Below are 20588 nucleotides of genomic sequence, written 5' to 3'. Positions count from 1 at the left end.
TGCGAAGCTACAGCACCTGATGCACGTCGATCACGACGCGGTCGGCGTGGCGGGCGGCGGAGCCGACGAAGATGTGCTGCATCAGCCAGCGGTAGTTTTCGGCGCCGGTTTCGAATTTCGGCACGGTGCGGAAATAGATCAGCTTCGGGTCGACCGGCTCGCCGCGCTTCAGCTTCTGCAACAGCTCGACCGGCCCGAAGCGGATGCCCTTGTTCTCGACATAGACGACGGCGCCGTCGTCGGTCTCGAACGCATATTTCGCCTCCAGCTCGATCAGCTCATTGGGCCGGATGATCTGGAAGTCCGCACCGAACGCCAGCACCTTGCCGTTGACCTTCTCGCCCTTCACCTCGCCGCCGATGATCGGAATGATGCGGCGGACGCCGGTGCCGATGTCGCCGGCGGACGTCACCTCCGCGATCCGGGCGGTGATGGTGAAGACGTATCTGGTCTCAAGCTCGGGATTCATAGGCCTAACCAATCATGCGCTGCGGCAGCCAGGTCGCAAGCAGCGGGAACAGGATCAGGATCACCAGCCGGATCAGGTCGGTGATGACGAACGGCAGCACCCCGACAAAGATCGTCGACATGTTGACGTCCTTGATGACGCTCTTGATCACGAACACGTTCATACCGACCGGCGGATGGATCAGGCCGAGCTCGACCGTCATGACGATGATGATGCCGAACCAGATCGGATCGAAGCCGAGCGCGGTCACCACCGGAAACACGATCGGGACGGTGAGGATCACCATCGCCATCGCGTCCATCAGGCAGCCGAGCACCAGATACATCAGGAGGATCAGCGCCAGCACGCCATAGGGGCCGATGCCAAGCCCGGTGAGGAATTCGGTGACGTGCTGCGGCGTCTGGGTGATGGTGAGGAAATAGCCGAAGCAGAGCGCGCCGATCAGCACCGTGAACACGGCGGCCGCGGTGCGCGTCGCCTGCAGCAGCGATTGCAGGATGCCGTCCCTGGTCAGCTTGCCGCGGAGGATACCGATGATGAAGGCGCCCACCGCGCCGACCGCGCCGGCTTCGGTCGGGACAAAGAAGCCGCCATAGAGCCCGCCGATCACGAACAGGAACAGCAGCAGCGGCGACCAGACGTCGCGCAGCGCAACGAAGCGCTCGTGCCACGACGCCTTCTTTCCCGCCGGCAGGAAAGCGGGCCGCGTCACGCCGATGATGCCGATCGTGATCATATGCATCAGGATCGCGAGCAGGCCCGGCACCACGCCCGCGATGAACAGCTTGCCGATGTCCTGCTGGGTGATGATGCCGTAGACCGCGAGCACGGTGGACGGCGGCAGCATCGCTCCGAGCGTGCCGCCGACCGCGATCACGCCGGCGGCGAAGGATTGCGGATAGCCGAAGCGACGCATCTCGGGATAGGCGACGGCCGAGAAGGTCGCGGCGGTCGCGACCGACGAGCCGGAGATCGCGGCAAAGCCGCCGCAGGCGGCGATCGTCGCAATGCCGAGCCCGCCCTTCCAATGGCCGACGAAGGTGTTGGCGGCGCGGAACAGCTCGCGGCTGATGCCCGAGACGGACACGAAGGCGCCCATCAACAGGAACATCGGGATCACGCCGAAGGAATAATCCGTCACCGTACGCATCGTGGTCTGGCCGACCAGCTTGAGCGCCGGCGCGAAGCCGGTGAGATAGCCAAAGCCGGTGATGCCGACGAGGCCCATCGCCATGCCGACGGGGACACGGAGCAGCATCAGCACGAACAGGCTGACAAAGCCGATGACGGCGACGGTCTCGGGACTGAGGTCGAGACTCATGGCCGTCTACTCCGCGGTCTTGATCTTGGCATCATGGATATCTTCCGGATGGAAGATCAGGCGGTAGGTGCGGATCGCGATCAGCAGCACCGCGGAGACGTCGCCGATCCACGACACCAGGAAGAACGGCCAGACCGGCACGCCGAGATCCATGGTGACGATATGGCTGTTCCTGGTGTCGATCACCTTGTCGACCAGCGTGTAGGTCTGCACGCTCACCACGAACAGCAGCACCAGCGTCGCGAAGATGTCGATCCAGCGCTGGTAGCGCGGCGAGGCATTGGCCCAGACCAGATCCACGGTAATGTGGGTACCGCGATAGCTCGTCGCCGCAATTCCCCAGAAGATCAGGATGCCGAGCAGGAACTGGCCGAAATTGTAGTAGTCGGGGATCGTCACCGCGAAGAATTTGCGCATGAACACCGCGGTGAAGGTGTTGAGCGCGACGACGCCAACGAAGAAGGCCGCGACCCATTCGATCGAATCGATGAAGCGATCCATGAAATTCTTGCGCGCCGGCTCGGGTGGGCCGGTGATCGCGCCGTCTTGGGAAACTTCGGCAGATTGCGTCATGCGTTGCTTCGATGAGCTCCCTCTCCCCCGCTCTTGCGGGGAGAGGGTTGGGGTGAGGGGCTGCTTCCACGAGTCGTGAATGCGGTGAGACCTGTACCCCCTCACCCGGATCGCATCTGGCGATGCGATCCGACCTCTCCCCGCAATCGGGGAGAGGTGAAGGGGAGCGGGATCAGATCCCCGCCTCGAACTTCTTCAGCGTGGCCTGCAGATCGGCATCGATCTTTGCCGCATCGCCGCCGGCCTTTTTCACCGCCTCGGCCCAGCTGTCGCGCAGCGGCTTGACTGCCTTCTTCCACTCGGCGAGCTGATCCGAAGTCAGCGGATAGACCTCGTGGCCTTCCAGCGCCTTCATCTTGGTGCGACCATTGGCTTCGAAATCGGTCCAGGGGTCGGTGACCTTGGAGGCCCATTCCGGCGTGCAGTGATCGTCGATCACCTTCTTCTGGGCAGCCGACATCGAATTATATTTGGCGAGGTTCATGTTGTAGGTGAACACCGTCGAATAGAGCGGCACGTCCATGTGGTACTTCACCACCTTGTCGATGCCGAACAGGAAGATCGAGCCCCAGGGGAAGGTGATCTCGTCGGCCACGCCGCGCTCGATCGCGTCGCGCGATTCCGGCGCGGAGGCCTGCACATTGGTGCCGCCGAACATCTTCACCATCTCGCCGATGGTGCTCTGCGCGGGACGCACCTTGACGCCGGAGAGGTCGCTCGGCAGCACGATCTTCTTCTTGCCGTGCAGCGCGCCCGGATCGTGGATGAAGGCGAAGCACAGCTTGGTGTCCTTCATCTCGGTCGGCGCATATTTGTGATACCACTCGTTCAGCGCCAGCGTGCCCTTCTTGCCGTCGGAGAAGGTGAACGGAAGCTGGCCTGCGGCCGCGATCGGGAAACGGCCGGGCTGATAGCCAGGATTGACATAGGTGACGTCGGCGATGCCGTCGCGCGCCATGTCGTAATGGTCGAACGCCTTGCCGAGTTGCTCGGACGGAAACACGGTGACCTTGATGGTGCCGCCCGATGCCTTCTCGATGTCGGCGGCCCAGGCCTGGGTCGCGGGCACCAGCGGATGCGCCGGCGGCACCCATAGCGACACCTTGAGATTGACGGTCTTGTCCTGCGCGACGGCAGGTCCCGCGGCCGGCACGATGGCGGCGGCCATCAACACCGCCAACATTGTCTTCCTCATCACGTCTCCTCCTCTCCAGGACGGGCTTCGTGCCCGGCTCATTACTTAACATGTTATCTAATTCGCGCGGATATTCAAGATGAAATCCGGCGGGCGGACGCCTCGTCGCACCCTCCGCCCGGTCCCGCGCCACCGCATCTTGCGCTGCGGCGAACGCGCGGGTCCCGCGCAAATCCGCCTTGCCAAAATCGTTATATGATATAGTTGCCTTGGCAAGTTGCCGGCGCGGGCACCGGCTAAAAGCCTATCCGATCGGGAGGACAAGGTATTGCGGACAAAAGTAGCAATCATTGGTGCAGGTCCGGCCGGACTGTTGCTTGGGCAACTACTTCATACTTTCGGCGTAGACAACATCATTCTTGAGCGGCAGACCCCGGACTATGTGCTGGGGCGGATTCGCGCCGGGCTGCTCGAGGAAGGCACCGTGTCGCTGCTCGAGAGCGTCGGCGCCGCTGCCCGGCTGCACCAGGAGGGCCTCGTCCATCACGGTCTCGAACTGGCGTTCGGCGGCGCACGGCACCGCATCGACCTGCATGGTTCGACCGGCAAGACCGTGACCATCTACGGCCAGACCGAGGTCACGCTCGACCTGATGAATGCCCGCAAGGCGGCCGGCCTGACCTCGATCTACTCGGCGGCCGACGTCAAGCCGCTTGATTTCGATACCGATCATCCGCGCGTCAGCTACGTCAAGGACGGCGTCACCCACGAGATCGCCTGCGACTTCATCGCCGGCTGCGACGGCTTCCACGGCATCAGCCGCGCCAGCATGCCGGCGTCGGCGATCACCAGCTACGAACGGGTGTATCCGTTCGGCTGGCTCGGCATCCTCTCGGAGACGCCGCCGGTCTCGCCGGAGCTGATCTACAACAACCACGAGCGCGGCTTTGCGCTGTGCACGATGCGCTCGTCCCACCGCAGCCGCTATTACGTGCAGTGCCCGCTCGACGATCATGTCGACCAATGGTCGGACGAGCGGTTCTGGGATGAATTGAAGCGGCGCCTCGACCAGAAGGCCGCCGACGAGATCGTCACCGGCCCCTCGATCGAAAAGAGCATCGCGCCGCTGCGCAGCTTCGTCGCCGAGCCGATGCGGTTCGGCCGCATGTTTCTGGCGGGCGACGCCTCGCACATCGTGCCGCCGACCGGTGCCAAGGGCCTCAACCTTGCCGCCAGCGACGTGCATTATCTGTCGCAGGCGCTGCGCGAATACTACGACGAGAAATCCTCCGCCGGCATCGATGCCTATTCGGGACGCGCGCTGGCGCGGGTCTGGAAGGCGGTGCGCTTCTCCTGGTGGATGACCTCGATGCTGCACAAATTCCCCGACGAGGGCGAATTCGCCGCGCGCATCCAGATCGCCGAGCTCGACTACCTCGTCAGCTCGAAGGCGGCCTCGACCTCGCTGGCGGAGAATTATGTGGGGCTGCCGTTCTAGATAAGTCGCGGATGCTTTTGTCGAGCAGCATCCTCTTCGCAATCTCCGTCGTCATACCCCGCGCATGCGGGGTATCCAGTACGCCGCGGCTTCTCGATTCATGCGGTGCGGTCTCTGGAATACTGGATCACCCGCTTTCGCGGGTGATGACGAGCCGGGCCGCTTCAAACAGCCGTGCAAATCCCGTTTAAAACTTTGTAGGCGGTGAAACCGTCATCGACATCGCGTTCAATGGCGTCAACCCAACGTCATATGCGAGCTTCAGATGACCACCGATACGCAAGTCGTGCCCGACAATCCCCAAGACGTCCCTCAAGGCTTCGAGCCGCTGTTCCGCAAGAGCCCGCTCACCGAGCCCTGGGAGCCGCTTTACCAGAAGAAGACCGAGCGTGCCGTCATCATCGGCCTGCGGCTGGCGAGGCCGCATACCAACGGCCGCGGCCTGATCCATGGCGGCCTGATCGCAGCCCTTGCCGACAACGCGATGGGCTATAGCTGCGGCCAGGCGACCGGCTGGACCACCTCGTTCGTGACGATCTCGCTCGCGGTCGATTTCGTAGGCTCCGCCAATGTCGGGCAATGGCTCGCGATCGAGAGCGACGTGATCAAGACCGGCAGCACGATCTGCTTCGCGCAGAGCCTGATCAAGGCCGACGGGGTGACCATCGCGCGCGCCAACGGCACCTTCCGCGTGGTGCCGAAGAAGCCGCCGGTGAGCTAGTCGAAATACCAGTCGGTGACCTCGGTCACGAGATCGATGAAGGTCCGCACCTTGGCCGACAACAGCCGCGTCGTCGGATAGACGACGTGGATCGGCACAGCCGGCTGCTCGAACTCGGCGAGCACGATCTGGAGCCGCCGCGCCTTCAGCGATTCGGCCGCCTGGTAGGCCATCACCCGGGTCAGTCCGCCGTCCTGCTCGGCGTACTGGATGGCGGCGTCCGAGCTGTTGCTGGTGAAGCGCGGCGTAGGGGTGATGCGGACTTCGCGGCCATCCTCCATGAAGCGCCAATCCGGCGTCGCGGTCATGGCGCCGAACTGGATCGTGTCGTGGGCGGTGAGGTCCGCCGGCCGGTTCGGCCTGCCGCGAAGCTTGAGATAGCCGGCCGACGCCACCACGATGCGGCGCATCCGGCCGACATGCCGCGCCACCAGCGTCGAATCCGGCAGGTGCCCGAGCCTGACCGCGAGGTCGACGCCGTCCTCGACCAGATTGATCCTGCGGTCCGACAGCCGCAGGTCAACGCCGACGCCGGGATAGCGCTTCAGATAGGTGCTCACCACCGGGCTGACATGGAGCCGCCCGAAGCCGAACGGTGCCGAGATCACCAGCCGCCCCCCGGGGCGGGTGCGCTCGTTCTCCACCGCGTCCTCGGCCTCCTCGACATCGGCGAGGATCCGGCGCGCCCGCTCCAGATAGCGCGAGCCGGCGTCCGTCAGCGTCACCTGCCGCGTGGTCCGCTGCAGCAGCCGCGCGCCGAGCCGCTCCTCCAGCGCCGCGATCAGCCGCGTGATGGCGGACGGCGACAGGCCGAGCTTGCGGGCGGCGGGGGCGAACCCCTCGAGGTCCGCCACCGCGACGAAGGCCTGCATGGCGTCGATCCGGTCCATGGCACTATTGCATAATCGGCAACAGTGAAGTGTCAATGCACAAGATTGCTTACGATCTTGGAATGTCCATCTTTAAGCGGCGAGGACAACCACTCAGGCGCCCGTCACGGGAGGCTCCGATGTCAGATGGTCACAGCTATGCGAGCGACGTCGCATTCAGTCCGGCGGTGAAGGCGATCCAGACCCGCAAGGGCTCACGCGCCACCTACGCCGAAGTCGAGGCACATGGCGGCTGGCGCAGCGAGATCGACGAGAACCTCGCCGGCTTCCTCGGCGAGGTGAACAGCTTCTATCTCGCGACCGCCTCGGCCGACGGCCAGCCCTACATCCAGCATCGCGGCGGACCGAAGGGTTTTATCAAGGTGCTCGACAAGCACACCATCGCGTTCGCCGACTACAGCGGCAATCGCCAGTTCATCACCCAGGGCAATCTCTCGGAGAATGCCAAGGCCTATATCTTCGTCATGGATTACGCGCACCGCCGCCGCGTCAAGCTGTGGGGCGAGGCGAAGGTGGTGGAGGACGATCCGGCGCTGACCCGCACGCTGATGCCGCAGGGCTACCGGGCGCGGCCCGAGCAGGTGATCCTGTTCAAGGTCACGGCGTGGGACACCAACTGCCCGCAGCACATTCCGCAAAAGTTCGACGCGGCCGATGTGGCGGCAGCGCTGGCCTCGCGCGACCAGCGCATCGCCGAGCTCGAGGCGGAGCTGGCCGCATTGAAGGGCCAGCCCGCTCCTGCCGCGCCGGCTTAGGCATGATCCGGAAAAGTGCGAAGCGGTTTTCCGAAAGGATCATGCCCCGAACTAAACCTAAAGCGCGATCGCGCTTTAGGCCGCCTGCTGCTGCAGCGGCGCCCAGGCGAATTCCGGATAGTATTGCCGCATCATCCGGCCGACATAGGCGGTGAGATTGTCGAACTTCTCGGTGCGCTCGCGCAGCGGCGAATCGAAGAACGGGGTGAGGATTCCCGCCAGCGCGCCGAACGCGGTGGCATCGGTGCCGCACGGCGCATCGCCCATCAGATACGGCTTGTCGCCGAGTTGCACAGACAGCGCGAACAGCGAGCGGATCGCGAGATCGACGTCTTCGTCCGGTCCGTGACGGCCAAGCCCGCTCAGCAGATAGTTCTCGGCAACGCGGAACTGGGCGTCCTCGCGCATCTTGTCGCGCATATGGTCGGGCGCGCCGTCGAAGAAATGCGCGGGCCCCTTGGCGAAATTGGTGTCGTCGACCCAGCGCGCGCCGACCAGCGCCCAGTAGACGTGATGCTCGATCATGCGCTCGAAGGCCCAGGCCTGGGCGCGCGCCTGCAGGCTGAGCGGCGCGTCGAAATCGAAGCCGTATTTGCCCTCGATATGGGCGCGGATGAAGGTCGAATCGGCGATCGTCTCGCCGTCGTCGACGATGAACGGCAGCTGGCCCTTGGGAGAGGCCGGCGGCATCGCCTTCTCCTTGCGATAGTCGAGCCCGGCCATCTTGAGCTGGACCTCGGTTTTGGTCACGAAGGGGCTGATTTCCGGCAAGCCGAAGCCCGTGCCAAAGCCAAAAAGCGTAATCATGTGAAGCTCCCGATCGCCTGTGGTCGTGAATTGAAGCTAGCCGTCCCCTGCTGCCAGCATGGTGTCAGCAGTAGTGGCATTCACTGTCGAACGGGCCGGCGGGTGCGAGGCGGCGAACCGCCCCGCGAACGCGCTTGACCAGCCGTGCCCGCCCGTAGGACCAGACCGTGCTGATCGACTGTGCGATCAGCGCGACCAGGGCCCAGCGCAGGTCGCCGGAGGTGGAGTAGACCGTGACCAGCTGTTCCAGCGCAAAGCCTTGCGCCTGCCGGAAACCGAGTTCGTCAAGATTCGTCATGGACAAATTCCCTTCACTTGAGGTGTTGTCCTGATATAGCCCCCACCTGCTGCCAACATGCTGTCAGCAGCAGCCGGACGGGACCCAGAAAAGCCTGCGCACCGAGAGACGACGAGACCCGTCAAGACACTCGTCAAGACGGCTGCCAAAACCGCTACCGAGACACTCGACAAGACACGTGCCAAGAGAGCGATCGAGAGAGTTGCCATGAGACGCGCCGACCGGCTGTTTCAGATCATCCAGGTGCTCCGACGCACCCGTAAGCCTTTGACTGCCGATGCAATCGCCGCCGAGCTCGAGACATCGAAGCGGACGATCTATCGCGACATCGCCAGCCTGATCGAGCAGCGGGTGCCGATCCGCGGCGAGGCCGGCATGGGCTACATCCTGGAGAAGGGATTCGACCTGCCGCCCTTGATGCTGACACCCGACGAGATCGAGGCCTGCGTGCTCGGCGCGCAATGGGTGGTCGGCCACGCCGATCCCGCGCTGGCGCGCGCGGCCGAGGACCTGATGGCCAAGATCGCCGAGACCGTGCCCGACCGGCTGCGGCCGTTCGTGCTGGAGCCGGCGAGCCGGGCCCGCTCGGCCTGGAACCGGGAGCCCGACCGCATCGACATGGTCAGGACCCGCAGCCAGATCCATGAGGGCAAGAAGATCACGCTGAACTATCGCGACGAGCATGGCCGCGATAGCGAGCGCACGATCTGGCCGATCGCGGTCGGCTATCACGAGGCGGTGCGGCTGCTCGCCGCCTGGTGCGAGCTGCGCAAGGATTTCCGCAGCTTCCGCACCGACCGCGTGGTCACGGCGGTCTATCACGACGAGAAGTATCCGGAGCGGCGCGACCTGCTCAGGGCGCGCTGGCGGCGCAGCCTGGTCTGGGAAGCGCCGAGGGACACCTGATGGCCGACAACGCGACCGACACAAGCCCCTGCCAGTCCTGCGGCGCCTGCTGCAGCTATTCGGAGAACTGGCCGCGCTTCACCATCGAGGACGACGCGCAGCTCGATCTGATCCCACCGCAATTCGTCAATGCGCGACAATCAGGCATGCGCTGCGAGGGCGATCGCTGCTCGGCGCTAGCGGGCCGGGTCGGAGAAGCAACGCGCTGCGAGGTCTATCCGGTGCGGCCGGAAGTATGCCGGACCTGCCAGCCGGGCGACGCGGAATGCGCGATGGCGCGGCGCCGGCACGGGCTGCCGCTCATCGCGAGCGCGCAGCCGATCTAGCCAGACGTTACGCCGTGACCCTGTCGCTGACGTCCTCGTCGTCGAGTTCGTCATCGACGATCGGCGCGAAGGTCGTCAGCGGCTTGGTCGACAGCGTGATCGGCTTGCGGCCACCATGCGAAACGGTGGCGGCGCGGGCCGGCTCGCGCGACAGCGCGTAGAGCGTCGAGCCGACACGGCCGCCTGAATTCGCCAGCTCCCACTCGCTGCAGCTCGACGCGATCGCGACCGCGAGCGCGTGCAGATGGCTGCGGCGATAGCAGAACAGCGCGAGCCTCGCCCTGACATCGGGCGCGACATTGGCAACCAGCAACGAGAGCCCGTTCGGATTGGCGCGATACATCTGGCCGAGCAGATCGTCGGCCACCGGGCAGGCATCGTTCTCGAAGGCGTCGCGGCTTGAAAACATTTGCAAATCCCCCTCGATCGGGAAGATGCCGCGTAATCCTCTAACGAAAGGTTAACCACGGCCTCCGGTCGCTTCCGGAGGGTCTTGCCCGTTGCGCGCGAATCACATCCGCCCGCCGCAACCCGGCTGGATTCGTGGTTCAGGACGGGAGGAAAGGTGCGCGCGAGCCGCTCAGTTCGCGGCCATGTAGATCGACAGCGCGAAGCCGGTGAGGTGGTGCAGCGCCTGGTCGACCCCGATCAGGGTCCAGAACCAGGGGTGGCCGGATTCCAGCGTCACGCCGAAATGCGAGGCGCAGATGCCCTTGGCCCGATCGACGATGATGTGGATCACGAAGTCGATGAAGGCGACATACCAGAACCGCGGCGCCACCACCAGGATCAGCGCCAGCGCGACCGCGAGATGGACCAGGCAGTGCGCCAGCAGCGGCAGCGCCCAGCCGGTCTTCTGGTCCTTTCCGATCGCCATCCAGGCGTTCTGCAGCATGAAGTCGGCGATGATGTGCTTTGCGGTGAGAAGCGACATCCATCCCACCAGGGCACCAACCGACACCGACGATGACATGGAGGGAAACAACAAGCTGACGCCCTTTTACTTCGATGAATGTGATTGCAAGAAATCCGGGTCAGGCCGTCAGCACAATTCCGCAAACCGAAGCGTGTCTCATTTATGACATCTCCGGCGCCGGAATGCACCTGCGCCTCCTCGAAAATCACATCTCGCTCCGACCGTCGATAGTGGCAATGGTCATGTGGCATCGCGGCGCAGGCCGGCCGAGATTAAGGTTACGGCCGGCGGCCGGTTTGCATTCCCCCCGGGGAGGTATATCGTCGGCAACATAGGAAATTTTCTTTCTTTTATAGCCATTTACGGATTCACCGGGCAGCGCCGCGCCGATCGGGTCGCGGCAACGGGCCGTCCCGGACGGGTGATGAGCCAGGTAATCAGCCATGAGTGCCGAAGCCCCCTCGCCTGCGCCGCTGCCGCCGCCGAGCCCTCCGGTCGCCAAACCGGTCGTCAAGACCAACCGCGCGCAGATCATCGTCTTCACCCTGCTGACGCTGCTCCTGAGCGCGGTCACCGTGATCGGCGGCCGGCTCTGGCTGCGCAATTCCGAATTGCTGGTGTTCGCGGTCGGCGATGCCAAGGGCCCGGAGGCGAAATTCGCCGCCAAGCTCGCCACCGTGCTGAAGAACAATTCGTCGCGGCTGCGGCTGAAGATCGCGCCGAACCCCGACAACGCCAGGGCGCTGGCGCAATTCGATCGCCGCGACGCCTCGCTTGCCATCCTGCGTACCGACGCAAGGGTGCCGCCGCGTGCCCGCGCCATCGCGATCCTCGAGCATGACGTGGTGCTGGTGCTCAGCCCCGGCGGCAAGAAGATCAAATCGCTGAGCGAGCTCAAGAAGAAGCGGATCGCGGTCGTCGGCGACGGCGAGAACAGCGTCAATTTCGTCCGCAGCGCGCTTGAGATTGCGGACAGCCCCGACGCGGCGCAGCGGGTACAGCAGGCGCCGCCGAACACACCTTTCGACAAGCTGTTCGCCTCCGGCTTTGCCGCCGTGATCGCGATCGAGCATGCTTCGAAGATCGTGAAGGACAAGACCTACGAGCAATATGCCAAGCGCCCCGGCGGCTTCACGCTGAATGCGATCGACGCGGCCAAGGCGCTGGCGCGCAAATACCCGGCGATTTCGGAGGAGACGGTCTCGACCGGCATGCTGTCGTCCTCGCCGGCGATCCCCGATGACGAGGTCGACACCATCGGGCTGGAATGGCTGCTGGTCGCGCAATCCTCGATGTCCACGACGACAGCCGCCGAGCTCGCGCGCATCATCTATGAGAACAAGTCGGAGCTCGCGCTCGACGACGGCTTTGCCTCCAAGATCGAGCCGGCGGCGACCGACAAGGACGCCTTCATCGTCGCCCATCAGGGCGCCGCCGAATACATCAACGACGATACCAAGTCGTTCATGGATCGCTACAGCGACGTGATGTATCTCGGCGCCGCCGCCCTCAGCATCATCGGCTCGATCTTCGCCGCGATCTACACCAAGATCACCCGCGTCGCACCGGAGAAGGCCAGCGAGCTGGCGGGCAGGATCCTCGACATCGGCGAGCGCGTCGAGCACGCCACTTGCGCCGAGCATCTCGACGAATTGCAGGATGAGCTCGAGGCGATCCTGCGCGGCGCGGTGACCGGCCTGCGCGACGGCACCGTTTCCGGCGACGGAATGGACACGTTCAAGCTCGGCTACGAATTGGTCCGCGACGAGATCGCACTGCGCCGCGATCACCTCAAGCGCCACCCGGCGACGCCGGACGAGAACCTCGTGGTGGTGAAGGCGGCCAATGGGTGAACCAAGCCGTTGGTCACGCCACAGATACAACTGTCGTCCCTGCGATCGCGCCGCATGCACCACTGTCGTCCTGGCGAAAGCCAGGACCCATTACCACCGCTTTCGCTGATGAACGGGATCGCGGCCCCAGCATCGCGCAACAATTGAGACTTGGGGTAATGGGTCCTGGCTTTCCCCAGGACGACACCGCGTATGTTGAACGGCCGGTGAACCATACATCGGCACGCTCTCGACATGCACCGGAGCGCAGCGCTTACTACCCGACCGCCGCGTCCGTCGGCGTCGCAGCGGCGTCGAGCTGCCGTCCCTCGTGATCCATATGCAGGTAGTTCGGGTTGAACAGGCCGGCGTGCATCAGCCGCTCGAGATTGGGGACGACCAGGGTCTTTCCCTTGAGTACGATCAGGCCGCCGGCGCGCAATTCCTGCAGCGTTCGGTTGACGTGAACCTTGGAGAGCCCGGTGGCATCGGCGAGATCGCCCTGGGTCAGCGGGAAATCGCAGCTGTCGCCCTGGGTCAGGCCTGCGGCCCGCAGCCGGAGCCAGATCTCGCACAGCAGATGGGCCATCCGCTCCAGCGCCGTTCGCTGGCCGAGGCTCATGGTCCATTCGCGCTGGATCGCCGCGTTGACCAGGGTTTCCCACCAGAACGCGGTCACGATGCGCGGATGTCCGGCTGCGACCTTGTCGAAGAATTCGCGGGAGAGGTCGGCGATCGACACTGCGGTGACGGTACCGATCGAATGATCCATCTCGCGCAGGATGAAGACGTTCACATCGCAAATGTCGCCGGGCAAGAAGAAGGCCACGATCTGACGCCGGCCGTCCTCGAGCTGCTTGTAGCGATAGGCCCAGCCGGACAGGATCAGATGGACGTCCTTCGGCTTCTCGCCCTCGCGGACGATGTCGACCCGCGGACCAAAATGGCGGACGCGCTCGGTAGACGCGCGATTGAGAAGAACCTGGTCTACCGGCGAAAGCCGTGCAAACTGCTCCAATTTCCGGACTAGCGACGCCAACGATTGGTCTCCCGCATGTTTAATCGGGCAACTGCAGGACCGACTTCAATTACGTATGTTACCTTGCACAGTTATTGAGGTATGTTCACTAGTGTACAGACGTCCCAAGGATGCGACGGTTACATCCCCGAGCATCACGCACACCTCGACGCCCGGTGGTACCACCGGTGAAATACGGGTCCCCCGGCTCAGGGGGACGTCTAAGGGACGTTCAGACGAACGGCACGCCGTAGTAGTCGTTCACCGCGCGCGTGGTGCCGATATCGGACCAATTCCACTCGCGCTCGCTGCCGTATTTCGGCGCGCCGCGCAGCTGGCTCTCGGTGACGCCGGTGATATAGCCGCCCAGCCTCGTGTCGTATTTGAGCGACTGCCAGGGCAGCGGATAATGGTCGTTGCCGAGACCGAGAATGCCGCCGAAACCGAGCACGGCGTAAGACACCCGCCCGCTCTTCTTGTCGATCATCACCCGTTCGATCGAGCCGATCTTGCGCTCGTCGGAGCCATAGACCGCGGTGCCCTCGACCTTGTCGCTGCCGATCAGGTTTCCGACCTCCTTCTCGTCCATCGCCATGTCGATTCTCCATTGATCCCTCGACGCCAACGGTCAACCCGGGTCATCGTTCCTGCCGCATTGCCGCGATTGCTGCAAAAGCGGAACGCCGTTCAGCCCGTTGGAGGATCGCCGCGGTCGTCTGATGTCATGCCGGATCCCGGTGTCTTGTCGGCATCGTTCAATTTCGGATCACGCGTCGCTTCGCGCGCATTCGACTTTCGCGGGTCGGTCTTGTGCGCGGCCTGCGCGCGCTGCTTGTCGGCCGGCTGCTCCTGCCCCTTGTCGTCTTTGACGATACCCTGATTGGAATGTGCCACTGCTTATGTCCTTCTTGTTGCCTTGGCTGCCTTGCTTGAAGACATGCGGGCCCCGGCGATCAAATTCGCCGAGGCCCGTCACCGGAGTGGTCCACCGCCTTTCGGGGAGCAAAGCAGCGAACGCACGGGTGTTACGCAGAGCGCCGAAGATCGTTCCTGCGATCTTCGCGATCCCGGGTCGCGATCTCAGGTCCCGATTTTGGGTCGCAATTTCCGGCGCGCGTTTTTTCAATTCGACCGATGTCATGGGTTAACGACGGCATCCGGGGAACAAGCCTAGTATTGCTGGTTCCAGCTCGGAGACGGCATGATCAAGAAGAAGCGCAACAGGTCGCGGCCTCCCGGATCGTTCGAAAACCGCTTGCAAAAATTCGCCGAAGATTCGCGCATTGCGGCACGCAAGCTGCCGCCGGGACGGGAACGCGAAATGCTGATGAAGAAGGCCAGACAGACCGAGACTGTGATGGAAGTCAGCGAATGGCTGACGTTCCGCAAGTAGCCGCGAGTCTCAAAGGAGAGCTGCGATGATCGAGGAACGGTTTGACTCACGCACGCTCTTCGCCATGAACGTTGCGCTCGATCGCGTTTGCGCAGACGCACCTCACGGCGAGGAACATGACACCCGCCGCCGCGTTGCCCGATACATCATCAAATGCGCCAAGAGCGGCAGGACGACGCTTTCCGAGCTGACCGAAGCCGGACGGCAGGCGTTGGCCAAGGCCACCGCCGCGGCGTGAAAACCGGCGTAAGTGCCTGTTGCCCTCGGCCCTCAGCAGAGGCAGCTACGCATGCGCATTGCAATCAGTATCGGCCTGCTGGCCTTTTTGGCCGCCGTCGGCGCCTACGCCTATGAAGGCCTGACCGTGGATGCTCCGGTGCCGACCTACGGCATCGTGGTGTTTACGATCGGCATTGCGCTTCTGGCCGCGGTCTGCATCGGCCTGATGGGCCTGTTGTTTTATTCCAGCCGTCGCGGCTACGACGAGCCGCCGCACATCAAGCAGTAGATGGCTTCGGCAGATTCCCGCTGCATTGCGAGCGAAGCGAAGCAATCCACAGCGCCGCAAGCGGGGAACTGGATTGCTTCGTCGCTTCGCTCCTCGCAATGACGGCGAAGGTTCTTACGACACCGCCGGCGCCCGAGCGCGGATCTCCGCGATCTTGCGCTTCAGCGCTGCCTGCCGCGGATCGGGCATGGTGGCAGCGCGCGCTTCCGCAATGGCGCCGGCAAGGTCGGGGAGCACGAGCACGCCGTCGAAGGTCGGCTTGGCGAGCCCGTCGATGATCACGTGCCAGTCCGCGATGCCCTGGCGGTAGGGATCGCCGTAACCCTGGATCATGGTCGCGGTCTGCACGACCGCCGGGGCGGCGCTCGGCTGCTTGGTCAGGCTGCGGTCGATCATGTGCAGCCAGCGCTCGACCCAGACGCGCTCCCTGGCATAGCGTCCCGAGAACAGCCGCCAGCGCTTCAGGCCCGCTTCGATCCTGAGCCGGCGAACGCTGAAGCGGTTGTTCGCGCTGAAGCGGATCGAGACCCGGCGACGCCGCCAGCCGAACTGATCCAGCACGCCGAGCACCGGATCGGCGACCACCGCCGGCAGGGCGTCGATCAACTCGTCAAGGCGAAACTTCTTGACGTCGTCGGCCGAGCGCGCCGCAAGGCCGCCCACCGCACTGACTTCGCCAAGCTTGAGCTGCGCGATGCGGATCGCGTCCTCATAGGCCATGCGCTCCGCCATCAGGCGGGCGATCTCGGCAAGCAGGGCGTCGTCAACGCCGCGGCGGCCGACGAAGCGCTTGAGCCGGTCGATATAGAGCTGGGCGTAGCTCGTGCTCTGATAGGCGATCAACAGATCGATGGCCTTGGTGACGGCCGGCCCGAGATGGTCCGGGCAGGCGTCGGGCAGCACCGGCGGCCCCTCGTCCTCATCGCCGATGATATCGGCAAAGAGGTAACGGAGCGAAGCCAGGAGACCGTCGTCATCCGCCACTGCGGCGCCTCCAGAACTCGTCACGGGGCTCATGCAGGTTTGGGCTCCGCGACCTGTGGGGTGGCGTGCTGCGCGAGCTGCTGCTCGAGCGTCGAGATATTCTGGAACAGGCGGGCGCTGGCGAGGCGCAGGAAGTAGAAGCCGAACGCCGGGTTCTGGACGTAGAGCTGCTCGACCTGGTCATAGGTCACCGACAGCACCATGCCGGTCTCGACGCACTCCAGCGTCTGGGTTCGCGTGTTCGACGGCGACAGCATGCCGAACTCGCCGACGAGGGCGCCGACCGGCAGCTCGATGCCGGATTCGACCAGGCGGAAGCGGCCACTGACAATGTAGAACATGCTGTCGGCCTTCTCGTCCTTGTAGAACAGGACTTCGCCCGCGGTGCATTTGCGTTCCGTCGTGAACGGCTTCAGCCATTCCATCGACAGATCGCTGTTGACCGATTTCTTCACGTTGCGGACCAGTTGCAGCATCTGGTGCAGCCGATAGGTGTTCACCGGCAGCAGCACGGCATGCAGGATCAGCGTCGCGTAATTGTGGGTCGGGACGGCGGTCGCGATCAGGATGATGTTGGTCAGGATGGCGAAGACGCGCAACGGGATCATGGTCCGCATCGACAGCGTGGCAACCACGAAGATCGATGCGAAGAAACTGCCGGCGGCGCCGGCGTGCTCCGCGAGATGTGAGGTATCCATCGGAAACCAACCAATTTCTCAAGAAGTGAATAAGATCGCCTTATTAGTCGCTTCATTCCGGCCAAGGTCGCATCGGCGACCAGCATCCCTGATATACGGGGAAAAAGCGACGTTTTGTCCGATTTCTCACATTCGCGGGCGCAAAATCGGGCCAACATGGTTAGGCCTTTCGTCCAACTGATGGGTCTTCCGCCGCGAGCATCCCGCCATGGCCTGCGCGTTGACGGCCTCAACCGGGAGAGGCACGTTGTGACATCGGCTCTGCCGTTCGCAGGGCCTCAATTCCAGCAATTCATCGACAGGCAAGCTCCGTTCCGATGTCCAAGCGGCTCGTCCTTCCGGCCTTGACGCGCTTCGTTTCCGCCACCGCCGGCCGCAACATGACCACGGCGGCCTATGTCGCCGTCGCGGCCGGTGTCGCCATGATGACGCTGCTGACGGTCGCGCCGGCCCATGACGCGGCGCCGCGCTGGGTGGATGCGCTGCTGTGGGCCTGCCTTGCCTATTTCGTATTCGAATGGCTGGTGCGGCTGCGCCACATGGGCCGGCAGGGCAAATTCTGGTTCTACGCGCTGTCCAGCGCCGGCGTGGTCGACGCGATCGGCGCGCTGGCCGTGCCGGTGGCCTTGCTGTCCGGAGTCGAGCCGAAAACCGCCTGGCTGCTCGGCGTGCTCTGGGTGCTCAAGGTGGTGCCGGGCATTCCCGGCCTGCGCCAGCTCCGGCGCGTGCTGGTGGTGGAATCCGGGCCGCTGCTCAGCGTGCTCGTGATCTTCCTGATGGTGGTGTTCCTGGCCTCCGTTGCGGAATATTTCCTGGAGCGGGACGTCCAGCCGCAAACCTTCGGCAGCGTGCCGGCGGCGCTGTGGTGGGCGGTGGTGACGCTGACCACGACCGGCTACGGCGACGTGGTGCCGATCACCCCGCTCGGCCGCGTGGTCGCCGCCATGGTGATGATCTCGGGCCTCGGCGTGTTCGGGCTGTGGACCGGTATCCTGGCGACCGGTTTTGCCGCCGAAACCCGCCGCGACAATTTCTTGAGAACCTGGGAGACCGTCAGCAAGGTGCCGTTCTTCGCGCATCTCGGCCCGGCCGCGATCGCCGACGTCACCCAAATGCTGCGGACCATGGACCTGCCGCCGCGCACCATGATCATCCGCAAGGACACCAATGGCGACTGCATGTATTTCGTCGCCGCCGGCGAGGTCGAGGTCGACCTGCCCGGGCGCAAGGTGAAGCTTGGCGAAGGCGAGTTCTTCGGCGAGATGGCGTTGCTAGGCAACACCAAGCGCGGCGCCAGCGTCTCGACCAGCAAGGTGACCAGGCTGTTGGTGCTTGACCTGGTCGATTTCCGCCTGTTGATGGCAAGGCATCCCGATCTCGCCGAGACCATCGACGCCGAGGCCAAGCGGCGCGAACGTGAGAATCAATAATGATGGAGACCAAGATGGCTGACGCGGCCGACACCGCCAGCGGACCCGTGCTCGAAATCGCGGGCGCACGCGCAACGATCCGCCTCAACCGGCCGAAGCATCTCAACCGCCTGCAGGCCGAGGACCTCGGCGAGCTGCTGACATTGTTCGACCGGATCGAGGCCGATCCCGCGATCCGCGTGCTGGTGCTGACCGGAACCGGCCGCGCATTCTCCGCCGGCTACGACCTCAACTCCGTCGCCGAGCGCGCGGTGAGCGCCAGCGAACAACAGAGCGCGGGTTCGGCGTTCGAGGTCGTGGTCAACCGCCTCGAGGATCTCAGCGTGCCGACGATCTGCCGGCTCAATGGCGGGGTCTATGGCGGCTCGACCGACCTCGCGCTCGCCTGCGACTTCCGCATCGGCGTCGATACCGCCGAGATGTTCATGCCGGCGGCGCGGCTCGGGCTGCACTATTACAAGAGCGGCATCCAGCGCTACGTCACGCGGCTCGGCGTCGACAACGCCAGGATGCTGTTCCTGACCGCGCAGAAAATATCGGCGCCGGAGATGCTGCGGATCGGCTATCTCACCGCGATGGTATCGCTCGATCTGCTCGACGAGGAAGTCGACAAGCTCGCGACGATTTTGGCGGGCAACGCGCCCAAGGCGATGGCCGGCATGAAGCGCGCAATCAACGAATTCGCCCGCGGCGCACTGGATGAAGCCGCCGCCGACGCCCGCCACCGCGACAGCATGCGCGGCGACGAGATCAAGGAAGGCATCAAGGCCTTCGCCGAGAAGCGGGCGCCGCGGTTTTAGCGATTGGTCGCACGGCACACTCCCTTCACCCTCCCCTGGAGGGGGAGGGTCGGGTCACATGGAGCGCAGCGGAATGTGAGACGGGGTGGGGTGATCTCTCAGCACGAACGGTGCCCGAGTGGAGAGATCACCCCACCTCGGTTCGCATTGCATGCGAACCGATGCTCCCCCTCCAGGGGAGGATGAGAGCAGTGCCTCTTCACGCCCGCTTCGACCGCATCGCGCGGACCTGCGCGATGTCAGGATCCGCGGCGAGTGCCTGGTAGCGCTTGCTGTCGACGGCGTAGAGCGCGATGCGGCCCTCGGCGTCGGCATGGACACCCCAGCCGAAACGCTTGCCGAGCGGCGAGGCGCGCATGCAGGCCTGGCCGCGCGAGAAGAACGTCTCGCGGGCGAGGCTGCGCGCCTTCTTCGCTGCTTTCGCATCGAGCACGCGGCCGGCCGCCGACGTCGCGAACACCACATCGTCGGAGGTGTACTTGTAGGGCGCGCCCGCGATCATCCGGTATTGCAGCACGGCAACCGTCGGCTGGCCGCCGCGCAACTGCGGCTCCTCGCCGCGCTGCGCCGGGCAGTCCTCCGCGACGCGGATCAGGGTGTTGAAACAGTTGGTGCTGTGCAGGACTTTCGCCATCGGCCCGATCCGTATCACACCCCGGCGGCCGCGGCATGCTGCGCCGCCATCTTGTCGTCGGCCTTCGATATCCGCTGGAAGGCCGGGCGCGCGGCGATGCGCTCGGCATGGCGGACGAACACGTCCCTTTTCGGCACGATGCCGAACATCATGGTCCAAGAGAGCGCGATGCCCCAGAGGATGTCGGCCGCCGTGATCTCTTCGCCGAGCAGATAGGGCCCCTTTGCCAGCTGCGATTCCAGCGCGCCCAGCATGGTGTCGTAATCGGCATAGGGCGACTGCGTGATCGGCGCGGGCTCGCGCTTCATGAAATGGTCGATCACGGCCGGCTCGAACGATGCGCCGTAATAGGCGATCCAGCGCAGATACGGGCCGCGGCGCGGATCGTTCAGCGCCGGCGTCAGGCCGGCCTGCGGAAACAGATCGGCGAGATAGATGAAGATCGCGACCTGCTCGGTGACCAGCGCGTCACCATGGCGGATCGCCGGCACCTTGCCGAGCGGATTGATGGCGAGATAGGCGTCCTTGCGCTGCTCGCCGGCCTTCATGTTCAGGACGTGCAGGTTATACGGCGCGCCGAGTTCCTCCAGCAGCACGCGGGTGCCGGTGGCGCGGCTTTGCGGCGAATAATACAGCGTGACGCGGTCGGTAGTGGTGGTCATGGCGGGTCTCCTTG

General features: G+C 64.4%; 28 protein-coding genes. 11 read left to right on the top strand and 17 right to left on the bottom strand.

Annotation, left to right across the window (positions count from 1 at the left end; genetic code table 11):
- Positions 1-7: 7 nt before the first annotated feature.
- From ACVMDN_RS40980 to ACVMDN_RS40965, 4 genes are all read right to left on the bottom strand, one after another.
- Positions 8-469 carry a DUF3237 domain-containing protein gene (locus ACVMDN_RS40980; protein WP_076832505.1) on the bottom strand — a complete coding sequence of 154 codons (462 nt, stop codon included), beginning with the start codon at positions 467-469 and terminating at the stop codon, positions 8-10.
- A gap of 4 nt (positions 470-473) precedes the next feature.
- Positions 474-1790 carry a TRAP transporter large permease gene (locus tag ACVMDN_RS40975; RefSeq protein WP_057015997.1) on the bottom strand — a complete coding sequence of 439 codons (1317 nt, stop codon included), beginning with the start codon at positions 1788-1790 and terminating at the stop codon, positions 474-476.
- Positions 1791-1796: 6 nt separating this feature from the next.
- Positions 1797-2363: a TRAP transporter small permease gene (locus tag ACVMDN_RS40970; RefSeq protein ID WP_057015996.1), complete on the bottom strand. Its 567-nt coding sequence runs from the start codon at positions 2361-2363 to the stop codon at positions 1797-1799.
- A gap of 172 nt (positions 2364-2535) precedes the next feature.
- Positions 2536-3558: a TRAP transporter substrate-binding protein gene (locus ACVMDN_RS40965; protein WP_076832508.1), complete on the bottom strand. Its 1023-nt coding sequence runs from the start codon at positions 3556-3558 to the stop codon at positions 2536-2538.
- 268 nt (positions 3559-3826) lie between these two features.
- On the opposite strand from ACVMDN_RS40965, the gene pobA reads away from it, so the two are divergent.
- Together pobA and ACVMDN_RS40955 are read left to right on the top strand one after the other, a co-directional pair.
- On the top strand, positions 3827-4996 hold the full coding sequence (gene pobA / locus ACVMDN_RS40960) for a 4-hydroxybenzoate 3-monooxygenase (protein WP_057015994.1): 1170 nt from the start codon (positions 3827-3829) through the stop codon (positions 4994-4996).
- 265 nt (positions 4997-5261) lie between these two features.
- Positions 5262-5717, top strand: coding sequence for a PaaI family thioesterase (locus ACVMDN_RS40955; RefSeq protein WP_076832511.1), 456 nt, complete (start codon positions 5262-5264; stop codon positions 5715-5717).
- Here ACVMDN_RS40955 and ACVMDN_RS40950 read toward each other — a convergent pair.
- Positions 5714-6607, bottom strand: a complete 894-nt coding sequence (locus tag ACVMDN_RS40950; RefSeq protein ID WP_076832514.1) for a LysR family transcriptional regulator — start codon at positions 6605-6607, stop codon at positions 5714-5716. The two genes, ACVMDN_RS40955 and ACVMDN_RS40950, sit on opposite strands and share 4 nt — an antisense overlap.
- Positions 6608-6726: 119 nt before the next feature.
- Between ACVMDN_RS40950 and ACVMDN_RS40945 the strand changes: the two genes are divergently transcribed.
- Positions 6727-7362, top strand: coding sequence for a pyridoxamine 5'-phosphate oxidase family protein (locus tag ACVMDN_RS40945; protein WP_057015991.1), 636 nt, complete (start codon positions 6727-6729; stop codon positions 7360-7362).
- Positions 7363-7437: 75 nt separating this feature from the next.
- On the opposite strand, the gene ACVMDN_RS40940 is transcribed toward ACVMDN_RS40945, so the two are convergent.
- Together ACVMDN_RS40940 and ACVMDN_RS40935 are read right to left on the bottom strand one after the other, a co-directional pair.
- Positions 7438-8169 carry a glutathione S-transferase family protein gene (locus ACVMDN_RS40940; protein ID WP_057015990.1) on the bottom strand — a complete coding sequence of 244 codons (732 nt, stop codon included), beginning with the start codon at positions 8167-8169 and terminating at the stop codon, positions 7438-7440.
- Between the two features lie 64 nt (positions 8170-8233).
- A complete protein-coding gene (locus tag ACVMDN_RS40935) occupies positions 8234-8467 on the bottom strand; it encodes a hypothetical protein (protein WP_057015989.1) in 234 nt (77 codons plus the stop codon).
- Between the two features lie 207 nt (positions 8468-8674).
- Between ACVMDN_RS40935 and ACVMDN_RS40930 the strand changes: the two genes are divergently transcribed.
- Both ACVMDN_RS40930 and ACVMDN_RS40925 read left to right on the top strand, forming a co-directional pair.
- Positions 8675-9373: a helix-turn-helix transcriptional regulator gene (locus ACVMDN_RS40930; protein ID WP_028336549.1), complete on the top strand. Its 699-nt coding sequence runs from the start codon at positions 8675-8677 to the stop codon at positions 9371-9373.
- Positions 9373-9699, top strand: coding sequence for a YkgJ family cysteine cluster protein (locus ACVMDN_RS40925; RefSeq protein WP_076832520.1), 327 nt, complete (start codon positions 9373-9375; stop codon positions 9697-9699). Before ACVMDN_RS40930 ends, ACVMDN_RS40925 begins: the two co-directional genes overlap by 1 nt.
- Before the next feature lie 7 nt (positions 9700-9706).
- Here the strand turns inward: ACVMDN_RS40925 and ACVMDN_RS40920 are convergent, their stop codons facing one another.
- From ACVMDN_RS40920 to ACVMDN_RS40910, 3 genes are all read right to left on the bottom strand, one after another.
- Positions 9707-10108, bottom strand: coding sequence for a hypothetical protein (locus ACVMDN_RS40920; protein ID WP_016847470.1), 402 nt, complete (start codon positions 10106-10108; stop codon positions 9707-9709).
- Positions 10109-10279: 171 nt separating this feature from the next.
- Positions 10280-10633 carry a DUF3307 domain-containing protein gene (locus ACVMDN_RS40915; RefSeq protein WP_082653700.1) on the bottom strand — a complete coding sequence of 118 codons (354 nt, stop codon included), beginning with the start codon at positions 10631-10633 and terminating at the stop codon, positions 10280-10282.
- A gap of 187 nt (positions 10634-10820) precedes the next feature.
- Positions 10821-11060 (bottom strand): hypothetical protein, encoded by a 240-nt coding sequence (locus ACVMDN_RS40910; RefSeq protein WP_141342405.1) that lies wholly within the window; start codon positions 11058-11060, stop codon positions 10821-10823.
- Between ACVMDN_RS40910 and ACVMDN_RS40905 the strand changes: the two genes are divergently transcribed.
- On the top strand, positions 11059-12468 hold the full coding sequence (locus tag ACVMDN_RS40905; protein ID WP_076832523.1) for a TAXI family TRAP transporter solute-binding subunit: 1410 nt from the start codon (positions 11059-11061) through the stop codon (positions 12466-12468). The two genes, ACVMDN_RS40910 and ACVMDN_RS40905, sit on opposite strands and share 2 nt — an antisense overlap.
- 256 nt (positions 12469-12724) lie before the next feature.
- Here ACVMDN_RS40905 and ACVMDN_RS40900 read toward each other — a convergent pair whose 3' ends face one another.
- From ACVMDN_RS40900 to ACVMDN_RS40890, 3 genes are all read right to left on the bottom strand, one after another.
- Positions 12725-13486 carry a Crp/Fnr family transcriptional regulator gene (locus ACVMDN_RS40900; protein WP_076832525.1) on the bottom strand — a complete coding sequence of 254 codons (762 nt, stop codon included), beginning with the start codon at positions 13484-13486 and terminating at the stop codon, positions 12725-12727.
- Positions 13487-13697: 211 nt separating this feature from the next.
- Positions 13698-14060, bottom strand: a complete 363-nt coding sequence (locus ACVMDN_RS40895; protein ID WP_076832528.1) for a PRC-barrel domain-containing protein — start codon at positions 14058-14060, stop codon at positions 13698-13700.
- Between the two features lie 92 nt (positions 14061-14152).
- The gene (locus tag ACVMDN_RS40890; protein ID WP_057016269.1) at positions 14153-14359 is read right to left on the bottom strand and encodes a hypothetical protein; all 207 of its coding nucleotides are present in this window, start codon (positions 14357-14359) and stop codon (positions 14153-14155) included.
- Between the two features lie 307 nt (positions 14360-14666).
- Between ACVMDN_RS40890 and ACVMDN_RS40885 the strand changes: the two genes are divergently transcribed.
- From ACVMDN_RS40885 to ACVMDN_RS40875, 3 genes are read left to right on the top strand one after another with little or no spacing between them, the layout of a single operon-like run.
- Positions 14667-14858 carry a hypothetical protein gene (locus ACVMDN_RS40885; protein WP_016847464.1) on the top strand — a complete coding sequence of 64 codons (192 nt, stop codon included), beginning with the start codon at positions 14667-14669 and terminating at the stop codon, positions 14856-14858.
- Between the two features lie 25 nt (positions 14859-14883).
- Positions 14884-15096: a hypothetical protein gene (locus ACVMDN_RS40880; protein WP_016847463.1), complete on the top strand. Its 213-nt coding sequence runs from the start codon at positions 14884-14886 to the stop codon at positions 15094-15096.
- Positions 15097-15147: 51 nt separating this feature from the next.
- The gene (locus ACVMDN_RS40875; RefSeq protein ID WP_057016270.1) at positions 15148-15366 is read left to right on the top strand and encodes a hypothetical protein; all 219 of its coding nucleotides are present in this window, start codon (positions 15148-15150) and stop codon (positions 15364-15366) included.
- 114 nt (positions 15367-15480) lie between these two features.
- Here ACVMDN_RS40875 and ACVMDN_RS40870 read toward each other — a convergent pair whose 3' ends face one another.
- Positions 15481-16350 carry a DUF6537 domain-containing protein gene (locus ACVMDN_RS40870; protein ID WP_082653713.1) on the bottom strand — a complete coding sequence of 290 codons (870 nt, stop codon included), beginning with the start codon at positions 16348-16350 and terminating at the stop codon, positions 15481-15483.
- A gap of 29 nt (positions 16351-16379) precedes the next feature.
- Positions 16380-17048: a Crp/Fnr family transcriptional regulator gene (locus ACVMDN_RS40865; RefSeq protein WP_016847460.1), complete on the bottom strand. Its 669-nt coding sequence runs from the start codon at positions 17046-17048 to the stop codon at positions 16380-16382.
- A gap of 317 nt (positions 17049-17365) precedes the next feature.
- Here ACVMDN_RS40865 and ACVMDN_RS40860 point away from each other — a divergent pair, with 317 nt between their 5' ends.
- Together ACVMDN_RS40860 and ACVMDN_RS40855 are read left to right on the top strand one after the other, a co-directional pair.
- Positions 17366-18478 carry a cyclic nucleotide-gated ion channel gene (locus ACVMDN_RS40860; RefSeq protein WP_057016272.1) on the top strand — a complete coding sequence of 371 codons (1113 nt, stop codon included), beginning with the start codon at positions 17366-17368 and terminating at the stop codon, positions 18476-18478.
- 14 nt (positions 18479-18492) lie between these two features.
- The gene (locus ACVMDN_RS40855) at positions 18493-19278 is read left to right on the top strand and encodes an enoyl-CoA hydratase/isomerase family protein (protein WP_076832869.1); all 786 of its coding nucleotides are present in this window, start codon (positions 18493-18495) and stop codon (positions 19276-19278) included.
- A gap of 199 nt (positions 19279-19477) precedes the next feature.
- Here the strand turns inward: ACVMDN_RS40855 and ACVMDN_RS40850 are convergent, their stop codons facing one another.
- Both ACVMDN_RS40850 and ACVMDN_RS40845 read right to left on the bottom strand, forming a co-directional pair.
- A complete protein-coding gene (locus tag ACVMDN_RS40850; protein WP_057016273.1) occupies positions 19478-19912 on the bottom strand; it encodes a DUF6157 family protein in 435 nt (144 codons plus the stop codon).
- Positions 19913-19926: 14 nt separating this feature from the next.
- A complete protein-coding gene (locus ACVMDN_RS40845; protein ID WP_253588185.1) occupies positions 19927-20574 on the bottom strand; it encodes a glutathione S-transferase family protein in 648 nt (215 codons plus the stop codon).
- Between the last annotated feature and the right edge of the window lie 14 nt (positions 20575-20588).

The sequence above is a fragment of the Bradyrhizobium sp. USDA 4510 genome (assembly GCF_054059095.1).
Note: the sequence above shows the minus strand (reverse complement) of the source record. Positions and strands in the feature narration are given on the sequence as shown.